General features: G+C 41.4%; 18 protein-coding genes and 1 pseudogene. 13 read left to right on the top strand and 6 right to left on the bottom strand.

Translation table 11 applies throughout. The features are described from left to right. Positions 1 to 136 precede the first annotated feature (136 nt). Entirely contained in the window at positions 137 to 1,066 is a 930-nt protein-coding gene (locus Q8M62_RS11785; protein WP_304899493.1) for an AraC family transcriptional regulator, read from the top strand. Here the strand turns inward: Q8M62_RS11785 and Q8M62_RS11780 are convergent. From Q8M62_RS11780 to Q8M62_RS11765, 4 genes are all read right to left on the bottom strand, one after another. Continuing rightward, a complete protein-coding gene (locus tag Q8M62_RS11780; protein ID WP_304899494.1) occupies positions 1,049 to 1,819 on the bottom strand; it encodes a phosphoglycerol geranylgeranyltransferase in 771 nt (256 codons plus the stop codon). The genes Q8M62_RS11785 and Q8M62_RS11780 overlap by 18 nt on opposite strands. Continuing rightward, complete coding sequence (locus tag Q8M62_RS11775; protein WP_304899495.1) at positions 1,788 to 2,171, bottom strand: hypothetical protein; 384 nt, start codon at positions 2,169 to 2,171, stop codon at positions 1,788 to 1,790. The genes Q8M62_RS11780 and Q8M62_RS11775 overlap by 32 nt, the downstream gene beginning before the upstream one ends. Continuing rightward, positions 2,155 to 2,529 (bottom strand): phage holin family protein, encoded by a 375-nt coding sequence (locus Q8M62_RS11770; RefSeq protein WP_304899496.1) that lies wholly within the window; start codon positions 2,527 to 2,529, stop codon positions 2,155 to 2,157. Before Q8M62_RS11770 ends, Q8M62_RS11775 begins: the two co-directional genes overlap by 17 nt. A gap of 79 nt (positions 2,530 to 2,608) precedes the next feature. Then, positions 2,609 to 3,193 (bottom strand): YkgJ family cysteine cluster protein, encoded by a 585-nt coding sequence (locus Q8M62_RS11765; RefSeq protein ID WP_304899497.1) that lies wholly within the window; start codon positions 3,191 to 3,193, stop codon positions 2,609 to 2,611. A gap of 164 nt (positions 3,194 to 3,357) precedes the next feature. Between Q8M62_RS11765 and Q8M62_RS11760 the strand changes: the two genes are divergently transcribed. After that, positions 3,358 to 4,083 carry a TIGR00730 family Rossman fold protein gene (locus tag Q8M62_RS11760; RefSeq protein ID WP_304899498.1) on the top strand — a complete coding sequence of 242 codons (726 nt, stop codon included), beginning with the start codon at positions 3,358 to 3,360 and terminating at the stop codon, positions 4,081 to 4,083. Positions 4,084 to 4,344: 261 nt separating this feature from the next. Here Q8M62_RS11760 and Q8M62_RS11755 read toward each other — a convergent pair whose 3' ends face one another. Beyond that, entirely contained in the window at positions 4,345 to 4,848 is a 504-nt protein-coding gene (locus tag Q8M62_RS11755; RefSeq protein WP_304899499.1) for a hypothetical protein, read from the bottom strand. Between the two features lie 137 nt (positions 4,849 to 4,985). Next, entirely contained in the window at positions 4,986 to 5,549 is a 564-nt protein-coding gene (locus Q8M62_RS11750) for a TIGR00730 family Rossman fold protein (protein WP_304899500.1), read from the bottom strand. Between the two features lie 310 nt (positions 5,550 to 5,859). On the opposite strand from Q8M62_RS11750, the gene Q8M62_RS11745 reads away from it, so the two are divergent. From Q8M62_RS11745 to Q8M62_RS11695, 11 genes and pseudogenes are all read left to right on the top strand, one after another. Next, entirely contained in the window at positions 5,860 to 6,441 is a 582-nt protein-coding gene (locus Q8M62_RS11745; protein WP_304899501.1) for a non-canonical purine NTP diphosphatase, read from the top strand. A 32-nt stretch (positions 6,442 to 6,473) separates the two neighbouring features. After that, positions 6,474 to 7,094: a uridine kinase gene (gene udk / locus Q8M62_RS11740; RefSeq protein WP_092730386.1), complete on the top strand. Its 621-nt coding sequence runs from the start codon at positions 6,474 to 6,476 to the stop codon at positions 7,092 to 7,094. A 168-nt stretch (positions 7,095 to 7,262) separates the two neighbouring features. Next, positions 7,263 to 7,607, top strand: coding sequence for a hypothetical protein (locus Q8M62_RS11735; protein WP_304899502.1), 345 nt, complete (start codon positions 7,263 to 7,265; stop codon positions 7,605 to 7,607). A 91-nt stretch (positions 7,608 to 7,698) separates the two neighbouring features. Continuing rightward, positions 7,699 to 10,668 carry a protein translocase subunit SecDF gene (gene secDF / locus Q8M62_RS11730; protein WP_304899503.1) on the top strand — a complete coding sequence of 990 codons (2,970 nt, stop codon included), beginning with the start codon at positions 7,699 to 7,701 and terminating at the stop codon, positions 10,666 to 10,668. Between the two features lie 131 nt (positions 10,669 to 10,799). Continuing rightward, entirely contained in the window at positions 10,800 to 11,186 is a 387-nt protein-coding gene (locus Q8M62_RS11725) for a molecular chaperone DnaK (protein WP_304899504.1), read from the top strand. Between the two features lie 16 nt (positions 11,187 to 11,202). Continuing rightward, positions 11,203 to 11,952, top strand: a complete 750-nt coding sequence (locus Q8M62_RS11720; RefSeq protein WP_305668156.1) for a hypothetical protein — start codon at positions 11,203 to 11,205, stop codon at positions 11,950 to 11,952. Beyond that, the gene (locus Q8M62_RS11715; RefSeq protein ID WP_304899506.1) at positions 11,945 to 12,700 is read left to right on the top strand and encodes a sensor histidine kinase; all 756 of its coding nucleotides are present in this window, start codon (positions 11,945 to 11,947) and stop codon (positions 12,698 to 12,700) included. Before Q8M62_RS11720 ends, Q8M62_RS11715 begins: the two co-directional genes overlap by 8 nt. 72 nt (positions 12,701 to 12,772) lie before the next feature. Continuing rightward, a complete protein-coding gene (locus tag Q8M62_RS11710; RefSeq protein ID WP_304899507.1) occupies positions 12,773 to 13,399 on the top strand; it encodes a response regulator transcription factor in 627 nt (208 codons plus the stop codon). An 8-nt stretch (positions 13,400 to 13,407) separates the two neighbouring features. Next, complete coding sequence (locus Q8M62_RS11705) at positions 13,408 to 14,454, top strand: Gfo/Idh/MocA family oxidoreductase (RefSeq protein WP_304899508.1); 1,047 nt, start codon at positions 13,408 to 13,410, stop codon at positions 14,452 to 14,454. 53 nt (positions 14,455 to 14,507) lie between these two features. Then, complete coding sequence (locus Q8M62_RS11700; RefSeq protein ID WP_304899509.1) at positions 14,508 to 14,945, top strand: outer membrane insertion C- signal; 438 nt, start codon at positions 14,508 to 14,510, stop codon at positions 14,943 to 14,945. Between the two features lie 142 nt (positions 14,946 to 15,087). Next, positions 15,088 to 15,334, top strand: a pseudogene (locus Q8M62_RS11695) (glycine--tRNA ligase); the annotation flags it as partial.

Here is a 15,334-nt window from a genome sequence, read left to right as displayed (position 1 = left end):
TGGACGAGCTTTTTCAAAGGGTATAATTACAACTAATTATACCCTTTTTTTATTTTTTTGCCCTCATTTATAGAATATTCCTGTTCTACCGTTGGAAAAGTTATATTTTTACATTCCTACTTTTACTTTTAAGTCCATGGATTATTACAACAAAGTCATTGAATCAGTACATGTTCGGTTTTTGAAAGGCAATAATTTCAAAATTGAAAAGCCTGTGACTGTGATGAATTATGTGGAAAGTGAGAATACCCTGATTCTGCTGCATCATGGTACGCTAAAAATGGGCGAAGATCAGGAGCTCGTAAATGAAAGTGAGGTTCTATTTATCCCAAAGGGCCAAAAGACTCAACTCACCTTCGGTTCAGGAACCAAAAAGAATGAGCTGGACATGGAGCAGTTTGGAGATACCAAACGAAAATACCTACAAAGTCTCAGCTTTAAAGAAATCAAGACCACCGAAGAAGACTGCATTTCCCTGATCCAATTTGAATCCAAGGTCTTTGATGTGGTGAATTTTTTCAATTCCCTGGATATTCCACCGTTTATTATCCGGTTTAATGATCGGATAGCCACTCTGGTAGAGGATATCATCAAAGAAATAGAAGTAAACAGCGTCGGAAAAGAACGCTCACTTAAAGCACAAACGGAGGTTTTGGTGATAGAGCTTTTGCGTCATATTTTGAAGAACAGACTTTTCACCGAGGAACTTTCGACCAACTCGACCTATTTCAAAGACCCGCGTTTGATTGATCTTTTTAACTTCATCAAAGCAAATATCGGTGGAGATCTTTCCAATAAAGTTTTGGCAAAAGTGGCCAATGTCTCTGAAGACTATGTGGGTCAATACTTTAAGATGTTGACCGGTATCAATCCTCAGGATTACATTGAATATCAGCGTATGGAAGCTGCGGTAGAATTGCTCCGTACCTCCAAAAAATCCATTCGGGACATCGGAAAAGAAGTCGGATACAAGGATACCGCTTACTTCTGTCGTCGGTTTAAGATGATGTATGGTGTGCCTGCAGGCAAAATGCGAAGGAGGGAATCCTTAATTAACAGTCAATGAGTGGTTGTACCACCGCTTAAGGTCTAAGACCTCGGACAAAAATCCGGGGTCTTTCTCAATAGAATTGCCCAAAACAACCAAATCTGCTCCAGCCATAAAAGCACATTTCACTTTTTCAGAATTTGACAATCCTCCTCCCACGATTATCGGGCATTTTACTGTCTTTTTAACGGCCGAAATTATGGTTGCACTTACCGGAATGTTAGCCCCACTCCCTGCATCTAGGTAGAAGTAGCGCATACCGAGAAATTTGCCTGCCAAAGCTGTGGCTTTGACAAATTCAGAATCTTCATTAGAAAGAGGCATCGTCTGGCTTACTGAATGCACACTTAAAAGCTCTCCATTATTAACTAGAATGTACCCGGTAGGCAAAACTTCCAAACCGGATTTTTTGACTTTTGCCGCTGCCTGAACCTGTTGAGAAATAAGGTATTCGGGATTTCTTCCCGATATCAGTGCCATAAAGAGAATTGCATCAGCTTGATCAGACAATTGAAGATAAGACCCGGGAAAAATGCAAATCGGTATATCTCCACTTACTTTTTGGAGTAATTGAATGGTCTTTTCAAAATTTGAAGAAGAAGGACAACTCCCCCCGACCAAAATTAAATCCAGACCGGAATCCTTTATCCAATCAAATTGATCAAAGTCAGAATCCTTTTCAGGATCCACCAGCCAAGCGATTCCCTTTTGTTGAGTTTTTGAAAGATTTTTGAGAAGTCTACTGACTCTTTTCAATTTCTTTGTCTTCATCTGCGGGAACAAAAATCATGTTATAAATTTTGTCTTTCGCCAGGGCAAGACCCAAGATCAACAGGCGCTGTGTTAAATTGGGCCAAAAAGTTGACTGCTTGGAACTCGTCAAACGGGTTTTGATATCCTCATTGAGCAAACCTTCTTTCTCTAAAACTTCCATCGCTCTGATGGAATCTTTTTTCACTCGTTTCTTTCGGGTCGCTTTGACAATGCCGTATCCGATTACTACACCAACAGCCACCACTGCACCAAATTTCAACCAATCTTCGGAGTCCTTTTTGAGCAGTTCTATCTGCTTGGCGAGGGTTTGCTCTAATTCTTCAGACTTACTTTCAAGGTAATTGCTCATCGTCATTTTCGTTTTTGTTTCGCTTCATTTTAAAAATAAAATTGTTCAACAGCCCTTCGGTTCTTTTCTGTATCTGTAAAGAATCCTTCGTTTGAAATAACAGTATGACAACCATAAAGTAAATCAAGGCCACAATTAAAAATCCCAGATAGGGGCTTTTGGTAACTTGACTCAAGAAGAAGGCCAAGGAAAGTGACAAGAACAAAAAAACAAGCAAAAGCAAACTTCCCATCAAAATCAACAAGATTATTCGGGACAATATTTCGACAAATTGCTTTTGAATTTCTTGCTTTACCAGTCCTACCCGAGTTTCAACGATCCCTTTCACAGTCTCGATGATGTGGCTTATTTTCAACATAACTTAAGCTTTTTTCACTTTTATCTAATGTTCTAATATACTGGAAAACTTAGGCCCAAAAAAATAAGATGGCTTCCCTTTACTCTGCTTCTTCGTAAAATTTAAACCTCAAAACCAACTCCAAAGCCATCAAAATAGCTTGATTGACAGGATACTGATTAGCCAAAGACTGATCCACATCTGCCAAACGGGTATAATAAGCTGCCGCAATAGGGATCTCCAAGTTTAAATTGATTCGTGAAGATGTCAGGGAAAAAGCTTCTTGTTTTTCAGCTTTCAGGATTTTGCAGGTGATGAGATCCTTTTGTCCATACTTGGTTTTGCGGGCAGATGCTCCAAAAAGTCTACAGATCAATCCTCTATTTGAATAATTACCACAATATCCTTTCGTAGGGTCATCCTTTTGTGAACGGTAAACGATGCAGTTGCCTAATTGGTCCTGAAGAGCGAGTTGATTGGCGATTTCTTCAGCTATTCCTTTTTCATAGAGATCAAAGGCAAGTGGCAGAAATTCCAAGGGTGAGGCTGGAATTTCTGGATTTGCGCAACAAAATCCGCAACCGGATACACAACCCATCCCTGACTCAGCATGGAATTGCCGCGATTCATCTTCCAATACCTGAAAGAGTTCTCGGACTGCCTCGGATTTTTCAAATAAATTCATTTATAAATCATTCAGAAAACAAAAGTAGTGGATGTTACCCCCATAAAATCCTTTGTCTCTCGCATTTTTTCTCATTGACTATCAGCTTCTTAAAACTCAAAGTCCGGAAGACACCACCTTTTCAAGCTTAGAATCGTTTTTTTGAGGGAATAAAACGAATTAACATGAGCAATTTAGAAGACAACAAGGCCGAAGAACGGATCAGACGAGCTTTTAAAGAACGCGACTGGAGTGAAATCAGAAGCGAGGATTCTTGGGCTATTTTTAAAGTAATGTCAGAATTTGTGGAAGGCTACGAGAAGCTCGCGAAGATAGGACCCTGTGTTTCAATTTTCGGGTCTGCCCGGACTCCACGCGACCATGAATATTACATGATGGCAGAAGAAATCGCTGCAAAGCTCGTCCGACACGGGTATGGCGTAATCACTGGAGGTGGACCGGGAATTATGGAAGCCGGTAACAAAGGGGCTTACTCTGAAGGTGGCAAATCTGTGGGATTGAACATTGTCCTGCCTTTTGAACAATTCAATAACATCTACATCGACCGGGACAAACTTCTCACTTTCGATTACTTTTTTGTGCGAAAGGTTATGTTTATGCGCTATGCACAGGGATTTGTAGTGCTTCCGGGTGGTTTCGGAACATTGGATGAACTTTTCGAAGCGTTTACCCTGATACAAACCAATAAAATCGGGCGCTTCCCGATTGTACTTGTGGGTAAATCCTATTGGGAAGGATTGGTAGATTGGATCAAAAAAACCCTACTCGCGGAGAATAATTTCATCAAAGAGGAAGATCTTGACTTATTCTCAGTGGTAGATAATGCTACCGACGCGGTCAAAGTCATTGACGAGTTTTACAGCAAATATTTATTGAGTCCAAACTTTTGATTAAGCGGCAGAACTCAACATGTAGAGGCTCTCTCAAAAGGCCTGATTTGTGTCAGCCTGAGCACCTGACCAACGAGAGTTGGGCAGTACGAAGGCCAGTAGAAGCGAATACAGACGCATTTCTACTTCGCTACCGATGATGTAAGGTGTTTTGGCAGCTGAATGTGTGTAATTCCGAGCGGAGTCGAGGACCTTTCGACTCCGCTCAAGGTGACAAACTGCAGGTATGAGACAGCCCCTTGTTCCTGAAGTTAGTTGTTGTCAACCTACTTTAAGCCTCAATTCGCCTTGCCTTTTCACAACCTTAAGCTCAAAATACTGGTTGATGAAAGCCTTACAGTGGTTTTCTGCCCACTCTGCCCTGGATTCGGTATCGTAAAGCAGGGTCATTCTAAGCATGGTTTTGACATATTGTTCATGTTGACCGAGCTCTCGGAGCCATGCGATAAAGCACGCTTCCCATTCTTCCTTAAATTTGTCAAAATGAGTCCGTCCATCAAAAAGCAACTCAAGTTGATTGTCTCTGTTTTTAAACCGATAAATCCCACAGAGCTGACGGTAAATCAACCTCACCCGATCAGAGGGGAATTGAAACGTATCCAAAATCATGGCATACGTCTGATCCATCAATTGAAGAGGATTGTATAAATAAGTATAGGACCGCTTCAACTCATAGATCATCTGATCCAACAATTCTTCTTCCAAGACAAATTGGGCTTGTCTGAGAATATAATTTTTATCAAGCGGAAAAAGCTTATCTATCATGCAGCTATCAAGGTTCTTGCAAAAGTACAGTTTATCTTTTTAATCTCGAAAGAAGTAAATAGAAAGTACAGGATCTATCCCAATCGGATTATGGAATTTTTATTTTCTTTTCAAGAATCATAAAGCCTTTTACTTTCTCACCAATCCGCAGGCCGTCTTGCTTGATATGCTGACATTTGATCCAGCAGATCCACGGGGTCATCGGATATGATCAGCATTTCTTCCTGTTCCGGATACAGAAAGCCCTCATCCATAGCATGATTCAGGAATTCGATCAACTTATCAAAATACCCATTCACATTATATAATGCGAGCGGCTTTTGAATATAATGGAGCTGATTCAAGGTCATAATCTCAAAAAGTTCTTCCAGTGTTCCAATACCTCCCGGCATTGCGATAAATCCATCTCCCCGCTCGGCCATCAGCCACTTTCGGTCACGCATCGTCTCTACAATTATCAACTCCGTGCAACCGGTGTGCGCCACTTCCCTATCCACTAGTTTTTGCGGAATAATCCCCAGTACTTCCTTTCCTGCAGCCAGCATTTCATCTGCAATCACTCCCATCAAACCGACACGACCAGCGCCGTAAACCAAGGAATGATCCCGCTTGATCATCTCCAGAACCAAGGCGCGAGCCCCTGCCTCGTAGACACTGTTAGTGCCTTTTTTTGAGCCGCAGTAAATCGTGATTTTCTTCATGCCCCAAAATACAAGTTTTTGCTAATAAGGATAAGAAAGCCATTTCAATGAAGACTAGAAAAAATAGGATTACCCGAAATTCTGCCAGTAGATCAAGAAGGGACTTGGAATTGCCGGGGTTCGTTTTATCGAACTTCAAACCTTAGTTTCCTTGACTATTGGCAAGAAAAACGATTTACAGCAAAAAAACATTAACTAAAGACCAAATAAAATCTGCCTTGACTTTTTAAAAATCAATTTGAGCAGCTCTTTAAAAATTCTCCGTAACCTTTGCATTACATTTCCATGTAATTCCCAAAATTAATTGTGTATGAAAATCTGCTTTGCAACCAATAATTCCAAGAAAATTGAAGAAGTGAAAGCAGCCCTAGGGCCTGGCTTTGAAATCGTATCCCTTCAGGAAATTGGCTGTACTGAAGAACTTCCCGAAACCGGCGATACCCTGGATTACAATGCATTTGAAAAAGCCCGGTTTGTCAAAGACAATTTCGGTGTCGATTGCTTTGCCGATGACACCGGACTGGAAGTGGAATCTTTGGGAGGGGAACCGGGTGTTTATTCGGGGAGATTTGCCGGTGAACCAAGAAGCGATGAGCGGAATATCGAATTGCTTTTGAAAAAAATGCAGGATAAAAGTAACCGAAAAGCCAAGTTCCGAACTGTGATTGCATTGATTTTGGATGGAAAGGAATATTCCTTTGAGGGAACAGCCAAAGGGGAGATTTTGGAAGAAAAAGTAGGTTTTGGTGGCTTTGGGTATGATCCAGTCTTCAGACCTGAAGGATTTACAAAGACTTTCGCAGAGTTGACTTTAGCAGAAAAGAATGAAATAAGTCATCGGGGAAAAGCTGTCAAGGCTTTGATTTCATTTCTAAGCAATAGAAAATTCTGAGATCAAGCTTAAATCCTTTAACTTTGGCGCCAATGAAAAAACCATTCATCGTCGGGATCACGGGAGGTTCTGCCTCTGGCAAAACATTATTTTTAGAGCGATTGCTCAGTAGTTTCGAAACCGATGAAGTCTGCCTCATCTCTCAAGACAACTATTATAAGCCCCGTCACCTGCAACCCATTGATGCGCAAGGTGTTCATAATTTTGACACGCCACATAGCATCGATTTCGAGCAGTATGCAGCAGACATTCGAAAAATCCAAGATGGGGAAACAGTTCTCCGAGAGGAATACACATTCAATAATGCTGCTAAGACGCCTAAAATATTAAGTTTTGCGTCTGCACCTGTGGTTGTGGTTGAGGGGATTTTCGTGCTTTACTATCCGGAATTAGCAGATCTTTTGGATTTAAAAATTTTTATTGATGCTAAAGATCACATCAAATTAAAACGTCGAATCATCCGGGACAAAATAGAGCGGGGCTATGATTTGGATGATGTACTGTATCGCTACGAGATGCATGTAATGCCTACTTATGAAAAATACATTAAGCCATTCAAAAACGAAGCAGATCTTATTGTGCCTAACAATTCCAGCTTTGACATGGCCTTGGATGTGATTCGAACTTACCTGAGAGCCAAATCGGGCAAATGATCCAAAAAAATCAAAGCAAAAGACGTGATTTTCAAATAATGTCTATATTTGCCCCGCAAGAAATAAAGCATCTCAATGATGACATACACTGAGATAGTCTTAATCAATGCGAGATTCCAGCCCGATTATCGGGACAGGTGTTGACTTTGAATAGCAATATATAAACACGTGAAAAACAGGTTAATCCATAGCAATCTATTCCAGCAGCGATTCACGCTGTTGATGGCTTTGCTTTTTTGCCTGTTTATTTCCAGCGTGGAATATGTACCTCAGAATGGCGAATCTTCCAAGACTGAGCAAGCCTCCAAAAATCAGGATCAAACTTTCATCAATGTTGCTGTTGACGCGGTAGTCCCTTTTGTGCTACATGTAGCTGATACGGTATTGTATCTGATCTACCAGATTTTCAGCTTTGAATTCGAGATTCCAAGTCTTCAGGCCGTCTCCGCATACTACCCTAATCAGTTGGTAGAAATTCTTTTTGAGCGGATCATATCTACCAAAGGTCCCTGAAATCCAATTTTTCTGTCTTACAATCCTAGCTAAATCTATTTTGGTTTAGCGTCCTCGTGTATTTCTTAATCAATTTAACTATTCAATCCTTATGCAAAACAAAGGTATCATTGTGTTTTTGACAGTGATTGTTACAGTGCTCTGCCTGTACTATCTGTCCTTCACATTCGTGTCCAATGGTGTCCAAAAGAAAGCTGAAGCTTTTGCCACGGACACCTCAGGCAATATTGACTTTGCCAAAAAAAGAGCCTACCTAGACTCCGTATGGAGAGAGCCAGTTTACAGTTTTCTGGGTGGTAGTTTCACTTATCAGGAAATCAAAGAAACCGAACTTGGTTTGGGTCTTGACCTCCAGGGAGGTATGCATGTCACTTTGGAGGTGTCTCCAGTGGAAATCGTCAAAGGACTTGCCGGAAATCCAAAGGATGAGGCCTTCAATAAATCTGTGGCGGAAGCCCGTGAAGAGGCAAAAACCTCAAATACAAGATATGTAGACCTCTTTTACGCAGCATTTCAACGAAATAATCCAGGTAAATCACTGAGCAGCATTTTTGCTACTGCTGCCAACAGAGGCCGAATCTCTTTGGAAACTACGGATTCTGCTATTCTTGACATCATCAATACTGAGGTTGAAAATGCCATCGGAAGATCATTCAACATTCTCAGAACTCGTATTGACCGATTCGGAACTTCTCAGCCAAACATCCAGCGAATTGCAGGTTCTGGCCGAATTCAAATCGAACTTCCTGGCGTTGATAACCAGGAGCGGGTAAGAAATATGCTTCAAGGTGTAGCAAAGCTTCAGTTCTGGGAAGTCTTGGAACTGAACGAATACGGAGGATCCATCGAAACGATCAATACCACTTGGGTTGCTGATCAGAAAGCAAGTCCAGCTTCAGTTGACACGACAAAGATGGAAGAACTTTCTGCGGAAGATTCACTCAAAAATGCCTTGGAGAAACAATTGGAACAACTGGATCCGGCAAAAAGCGCAACGAATGTCTCTCCTTTGATCAGCTTATTAAAAGGAAATGGTTTAGTATATGATGTTCGTGACACGATCACAATCAATCGAATCATTAAGAATGAGCGGTACAAATCATTTCTTCCAAGAGATCTGAAGCTCCTTTGGGGTGTAAAGCCTGTCAAAGCTGCGGATGGATCTGAATTGTTGGAACTTTATGCCATCAAGACCACGCGAGGAAGTGACCAAGCGCCTCTTGAAGGAGATGTGGTAACTGACGCAAGACAGACCTTGGATCAAACCTCCCGTCCGGCTGTATCCATGCAAATGAATGCAGATGGGGCAAGAAAATGGAGAAAACTGACAAGTGAGAGTATCGGTAGAAGAATCGCAGTCGTATTAGATGACTATGTCTACACAGCTCCTGTGGTAAACGGAGAAATCCCCAACGGACAATCTGAAATCTCCGGTAACTTCAACATTCAGGAAGCTCAGGATTTAGCAAATATTCTAAAATCAGGATCACTTCCTGCGCCTACTCAAATCGTGGAGGAAAGCATCATCGGCCCTACACTTGGTAAAGAAGCACAAAGTCAGGGTGTGTTCTCCATGATTGCCGGATTGGTACTTGTTGTGCTTTTCATGGTAGCCTATTACGCCAAAGGCGGTCTGGTAGCTATTGCTGCATTGGTATTCAACATCTTCTTTATTCTTGGAATCCTTGCTCAATTGGGTACTGCCCTGACATTGCCCGGTATTGCCGGTATTGTCTTGACCATCGGTATGTCGATTGATGCTAACGTCTTGATCTTCGAACGAATCAAAGAAGAACTAAGAAACGGTGTCGGCTTAATGGCCGCCATCAATGCGGGTTACTCCAAAGCTTTCTCTGCAATTCTTGACGGTAACGTGACCACATTCCTCACAGGTGCGATCTTATTTGCCCTAGGACAAGGACCGGTTAAAGGTTTCGCCATCGTATTGATGATCGGTATCGCTTGTTCATTCTTTTCATCAGTATTCATCACCCGAGTGATCGTATCTTGGATGACTTCTAAGGGAGACAAGAGTACTATCAACTTTACCGCGCCATTTGCAAAGAATGCATTGGTAGGTCTGAACATCGACTTCATGAGCAAGCGTAAATTTGCTTACATCATTTCAACCTCAATCATTGTAATCGGACTTGGTATTGCAGCGGTCAACGGATTAAAATTCGGTGTTGACTTCACCGGAGGTCGCTCTTACATCGTTGCCTTTAATGAGGCTGTAGTACCATCTGACTTGAAAGTGGGTCTTGACGGAGAATTTGACGGTTCGGTAGAGGTGAAAACTTACGGCTCAACTAACACCCTTAAAGTCACCACGTCCTACCTCATCAATGAGGATGATGATGCATCCAACAGAGAAGTGGAGTCCAAAGTAAAAGAAGGAATCACTACAGTGACCGGATTTACTTTTGTAGATAACCCAGAGCAAATTGGTGCAGGGCAATTCTCCATCACGGGATCGTCCAAAGTAGGGGCTACCGTAGCGGATGACATCAAGGCTTCCTCAGCAGAAGCGATGATTGCGGCACTTATCGCCATCTTCCTTTACATTCTGTTGAGATTCCGTAAGTGGCAGTTCTCCCTAGCTTCAATTGTAGCATTGGTTCACGATACCATGTTTGTGATTGCAGCTTTTGCGATTGCCAGTGCATTCGGAGCCACATTTGAGATTGATCAGGTATTCATTGCCGCCATGCTTACTGTGATTGGTTATTCCATCAATGATACCGTAATCGTGTTTGACCGTATTCGTGAAAACATCGAAAACCGTGGCACCAACAAGCTGGTAAAGGTATTCAATGATTCGATCAATCAGACCTTGGGTAGAACCTTGATCACTTCCTTCACGACCTTGATTGTGGTGATTGTCTTGCTACTATTCGGAGGTGAAGTATTGAGAGGATTCTCGTTCGCATTGTTCGTTGGGATTGTAGTAGGTACGTATTCTTCTATCTACATTGCTACTCCTATCGTGGTGGATTTGATGAAACGAGAAATTGAAAATGAAGGCGCAGCAGCACCAAAAGATGCTAAAAAAGTTGCCTAAACCGTATAATTCATAACTATTCAAAGGAGCGGGAGTCATCTCGCTCCTTTTTTCTTGTCCCATACCGCTAAAATCTAGTATCTTTTGAGACAAATAAAATTTTTCACTAACGATCTTAAATATCACGACAAATGAAAATCAGTAAGAAGGATTTCGAGGAAATGCAGAAGAAGTACAAACAGGAAGTAGGACAGGGAAAACCCGGCAAAAACCCAAAAGGTGATGTCACCAAACAAACGGAATGGGTTTTCTTTGATCGGGATACGCTTCAAAATCTACTGGATCAAGCTGACCAAGACGGAAAAACGGGCGGAATAAAATTCTACCTTACTGAGTACACTGAGGAATTAGCCAAAAAGTGGCATCCAACCGAACCGAATAGCTATAGCGGAGGGATCACACTTGTTCTTAAGGCAGCAAACCTCAAGAATGGCAAGCCTGTAGACGTGACCGACAGCGAAGTAGCCGACGAAGAGTATGAGAATCGCGGGATAAAATGTCCACCTACTTGTCAATAATAGTTTATCACGAAAAATGCTTTCATTTTGGGATAGAGTAAATAATTGGTACTTCATCAGTATATCCGGTATTTTAATTCTGGCTTTGATTTTTTTCTGTTTTCTAGACAAAGGAAAAAAAGGAAAGCCAGAATTTTACCTTCCATTTTGTTTGATAATTCTCACTGTATTTTATGAATATTTAGCTGCAGTAACTGTAGAGTTCAAAGAAGTCAACAAATGGCTTTATCAGGTTTTCAATTACCCATACGAAAACAATTACAACCTCTGGGTCTATAACTTCTTTGGTGCGCACCTTACCTCACTGCTCTTTTTAGTGCTGATCTACCAATACTTATTCAGTCCCCTCAAAAAGAGAATTGTAAAGGGTCTGTCTCTTTTGTTTATTATCTCATATGTGGTATTTCAGGTACTGGGAATTGAATCACTATTTGAGCAACAAGCATACTCTATTTTGGTGGGAGATTCTGCTGTAATCATTGCTTGTGGACTTTATTTCATGGAGCTCATCTCCCATCCTGACTATCTGGATATCAATCCGATAAAAGCCTTTTCATTTTGGCAGGTAACTGCCATTTTATTTAACGATATCCTTAAATTTTTGCTTGAAATTTCCTTTAATTATATTATCAGCATCAGCATGAGTCTAATGGCATCATTATATATAATTTCCATGATCACATGGGTATTGGTATTATGTTCTTTTTTAGTCCCTATTATCCTAAACACCCGTTTTTTCGCCCCAAAAGAATTGTCATATGAGTGAGCAGGAAAGCCAAATCACTTTGATTTTTTTTGGAGGAGCTTTTCTCGCCATACTGATGTCTACATTCATCGTTTCGATGGTAGTACTTCATAGGCAGCGGCAGGTACAGAATCGACAGAAACTGGATCATCTCAAAACCGAATATGAAAAAACCATTCTGAATATTGAGAATGAAATCCAACAGGAAACACTCACCCATATCGGACGTGAACTGCATGACAATATCGGCCAACTGTTATCATTGGCCAAACTTAACCTCAATTCCACCAAACCCGAAAAACAAGCCGAAGGCAAAACGTACATCAATCAAATCATAAAAGAAGTAAGATCGCTGTCTAAAACTTTAAATTTAGATTGGGTAGAATCAGTCACATTGGAAGATTTTATTCAACAACAATTAGATAAAATTCAGGGTACCGGATTCTGTCAAACTTCTCTCGACTCAGATTTTTCGTTCCAGGAATTAAAAAAAGACCAAAAACTGGTACTTATCCGAGTCATTCAGGAGTGTCTAAACAATGCGATAAAACATGCACAGCCTGAACATTTAATGATTCAAATGGCTAAAAACGGCGCTTTCAGAGAGATCAACATCATAGACGATGGACTTGGGTTTGACACCAATAAAAAATCAGAGGGAAGTGGAATGTTTAATCTTACCAAACGAATGGAAACTATCGGAGGAACATTTAAACTGACATCTACAGTCGGAAAAGGCACACATATCACTTTGTTGTTGCCTTTATGAATTAAGTGTTTTACTTTCCGTAGTCTTTAGTAAATCTCCCTCAGCTAACAAACCTAACCACCTTCCTACAAAATGATCCGAATCGCACTAGCCGATGACCATAAACTATTTGCCAAAGGACTGGAGGGACTAATAGAGGAGCACGAGGGATTTATGGTCACGGGCTTATTTCCCAATGGAAAAGAGCTGCTTGAGTTTTTGGACAAGGAAGAAGTCGATCTCGTGCTGACAGACCTCAATATGCCTATCGTCGATGGATTCGGAGTGCTACGCCATTGCAAAAAGCACCATCCGGAACTGAAGGTGGTCGTATTATCCATGTACGATGAAGAAAAGATTTTTAAAGAATGTATGCAATTGGGCGCTGATGCCTTTATCCTGAAAGATGCCGATCCTGATGAACTGATCTTTACCATCATTGAAGTGTATGAAGGACGATATCTTGTAGACTTCAACCGAGTCATCCAACAAGCGAATCTGACACCTTTTTTTGATGCATTCCGTGAGCGATATCGACTTTCGAGACGGGAAACTCAGATCCTGAAAATGATCAGTGATGGAATGCTCAATCGGGAAATTGCCGAAAAACTAAGTCTGAGTGTCCAAACCATCGAGACACACCGAAAAAACATCCATCAAAAACTTCAAGTCACTTCACGCGTAGAGTTGATCAAAAAAATCAACGAAATGCATCTATAAGCTCTTTTATGAATAAGCCCATTCGCACCGCTTTAGTCGGCTATGGTTCTGTAGCAGAAAAAATTCATGCTCCCTTGATATCAGTGTGTCCTGACTTGGATTTGGTGGCAGTGGTGGAGCGAAATAGTACAAAATGTGAGGAGAAATTCCCCAATGTGAGGACGTTCAAAAGCCTGGAGGAATTGCTTGACGCTGACTTTGCAGACTTGATCTGTATCACAACGCCCAATGAACTTCACTTCCCCATGGCCAAGCAATCTCTGCTCGCCGGAAAACACGTCGTAGTGGACAAACCCGTCACGATCTATTCCCATGAAGCAGAAGAACTGGAGAAAATCGCCAAAGAAAGAAATCTGATTTGCAGTGTCTTTCATAACCGACGCTACGACGGAGATTTCCGAACGCTGCAAAAACTTGTCGCTGAAAAGACACTCGGAGATTTAGTCTATTTGGAGTCGCATTTTGACCGATTCAGACCACAAGTTTCCGAAAACTGGCGTGAACAGGCCGTACCCGGAAACGGCATTACCTTCGATCTGGGTTCACATCTGATAGACCAAGTCGTTTTGCTTTTTGGAAAGCCGGAATCCATCTTCGCAGACATCCAAAAACAGCGAAAAAACGCTATTGCAGACGATTATTTCGATATTTCGCTCTTTTATGACGGATTCAAAGCCCGAGTCACCGCAGGTGTTTTGGTCAATGTTCAGACACCGAAATTTTTGCTTTTAGGGGAAAAAGGAAGTTTTCAGAAGTTTTTCCTCGATGTGCAGGAGCAGGCTTTCAAAGAAGGAAGAATTCCCGAAGGATCAGTCTGGGGAGTGGACCCTGAAGAAAGATGGGGGAAACTGTACATGGAAAATGAAACTATCCCTTTTCAAACTTTGAACGGGGATTACCGGATTTTTTATCAAAACGTTGCAGATGCAATTTTGAAGGACACGCTCCTTCAAGTGACTTTGCCTCAGACTATAGCCGTGTTGAAAATTATAGAATCGGCCTTTACCAGTGCTAAAGAAGGAAGGAAAGTGAGCCGGGAAGAGGGGAATTGGTAAATCATTTGGCCTCTGTTTTGCCAAGAGCTGAATAGACCAATTTTAACATGATTATGAAAAAACTCTTCTTTCTTTCGATTTTCTTAATGGGTTTGATACATGTAGCTCAGGCCCAAGTGAGTGCTGGAATCAACTTTCAGAATACCCGAACCTTTATTACCATAGGAACCGACCCGGATAAGGAATTTTTCGGCGAAGCTCGCTTGGGTTTGGGACGGGCAATCGGACTTGAGTTGATGGGGGCCTATAATTTTGTCAAAAAATCTGACGTCAATGCCTATGTGGGAGTCGGTATAGGACTTTTTGATCATTATTATAACAGAAGAGACCGGTATTACAATGGCACCTATTTGGTGATTCCTTTTGGTGTTTTGATCAAACCACTTGACAACAAGAATTTCGGATTTTTGATCGAGGCCGCACCGGTGTTTTACGACGAATACGGCAGCTACCTGCGGGGTGGTGTAGGTGTTAAGTATACGTTTAGATAAGAATTACTTTGGATTATACTTTATTAATAGGCTGCAAATCCTCATAAATTGCAGTCTATTTTTAATGGTAATGCCCAAAGTCAAATAAACAAGCTTTTTTCTGTCTGCTTCAAATCAATTTGTTTCCTTATTTTTGCGGCCTATGGCAAAGACAGAAACTCCGGGCGAAAACGCTCAATTGAAAGATATTATTTCCCATGCCAAAGAGTATGGTTTTGTGTACCCAAGTTCTGAAATCTACGATGGCCTGCAGGCGGTCTATGACTACGGAGCTTATGGGGTAGAATTGAAAAACAACCTCAAGCGCCTTTGGTGGGAATCCATGACTCGCGTGCAGGACAATATCGTCGGAATTGATGCCTCTATTTTTATGCATCCGACTACTTGGA

The sequence above is a fragment of the Algoriphagus sp. genome, assembly GCF_030694375.1.
Classification (GTDB): domain Bacteria; phylum Bacteroidota; class Bacteroidia; order Cytophagales; family Cyclobacteriaceae; genus Algoriphagus.
The sequence above is the reverse complement of the archived record's forward strand: the minus strand, read 5'-3'. Positions and strand labels throughout refer to the sequence as shown.

What these genes read in the sequence shown, in the direction of transcription:
- Q8M62_RS11760 (WP_304899498.1), top strand. Translation starts at nt 3,358, where the DNA reads ATGAGCAATTTAGAAGACAACAAGGCCGAAGAACGGATCAGACGAGCT.
- Q8M62_RS11770 (WP_304899496.1), bottom strand. Translation starts at nt 2,529, where the DNA reads ATGTTGAAAATAAGCCACATCATCGAGACTGTGAAAGGGATCGTTGAA.
- Q8M62_RS11705 (WP_304899508.1), top strand. Translation starts at nt 13,408, where the DNA reads ATGAATAAGCCCATTCGCACCGCTTTAGTCGGCTATGGTTCTGTAGCA.
- Q8M62_RS11745 (WP_304899501.1), top strand. Translation starts at nt 5,860, where the DNA reads ATGAAAATCTGCTTTGCAACCAATAATTCCAAGAAAATTGAAGAAGTG.
- secDF (WP_304899503.1), top strand. Translation starts at nt 7,699, where the DNA reads ATGCAAAACAAAGGTATCATTGTGTTTTTGACAGTGATTGTTACAGTG.
- udk (WP_092730386.1), top strand. Translation starts at nt 6,474, where the DNA reads ATGAAAAAACCATTCATCGTCGGGATCACGGGAGGTTCTGCCTCTGGC.
- Q8M62_RS11700 (WP_304899509.1), top strand. Translation starts at nt 14,508, where the DNA reads ATGAAAAAACTCTTCTTTCTTTCGATTTTCTTAATGGGTTTGATACAT.
- Q8M62_RS11765 (WP_304899497.1), bottom strand. Translation starts at nt 3,193, where the DNA reads ATGAATTTATTTGAAAAATCCGAGGCAGTCCGAGAACTCTTTCAGGTA.
- Q8M62_RS11710 (WP_304899507.1), top strand. Translation starts at nt 12,773, where the DNA reads ATGATCCGAATCGCACTAGCCGATGACCATAAACTATTTGCCAAAGGA.
- Q8M62_RS11720 (WP_305668156.1), top strand. Translation starts at nt 11,203, where the DNA reads ATGCTTTCATTTTGGGATAGAGTAAATAATTGGTACTTCATCAGTATA.
- Q8M62_RS11775 (WP_304899495.1), bottom strand. Translation starts at nt 2,171, where the DNA reads ATGAGCAATTACCTTGAAAGTAAGTCTGAAGAATTAGAGCAAACCCTC.
- Q8M62_RS11725 (WP_304899504.1), top strand. Translation starts at nt 10,800, where the DNA reads ATGAAAATCAGTAAGAAGGATTTCGAGGAAATGCAGAAGAAGTACAAA.
- Q8M62_RS11715 (WP_304899506.1), top strand. Translation starts at nt 11,945, where the DNA reads ATGAGTGAGCAGGAAAGCCAAATCACTTTGATTTTTTTTGGAGGAGCT.
- Q8M62_RS11750 (WP_304899500.1), bottom strand. Translation starts at nt 5,549, where the DNA reads ATGAAGAAAATCACGATTTACTGCGGCTCAAAAAAAGGCACTAACAGT.
- Q8M62_RS11785 (WP_304899493.1), top strand. Translation starts at nt 137, where the DNA reads ATGGATTATTACAACAAAGTCATTGAATCAGTACATGTTCGGTTTTTG.
- Q8M62_RS11780 (WP_304899494.1), bottom strand. Translation starts at nt 1,819, where the DNA reads ATGAAGACAAAGAAATTGAAAAGAGTCAGTAGACTTCTCAAAAATCTT.
- Q8M62_RS11755 (WP_304899499.1), bottom strand. Translation starts at nt 4,848, where the DNA reads ATGATAGATAAGCTTTTTCCGCTTGATAAAAATTATATTCTCAGACAA.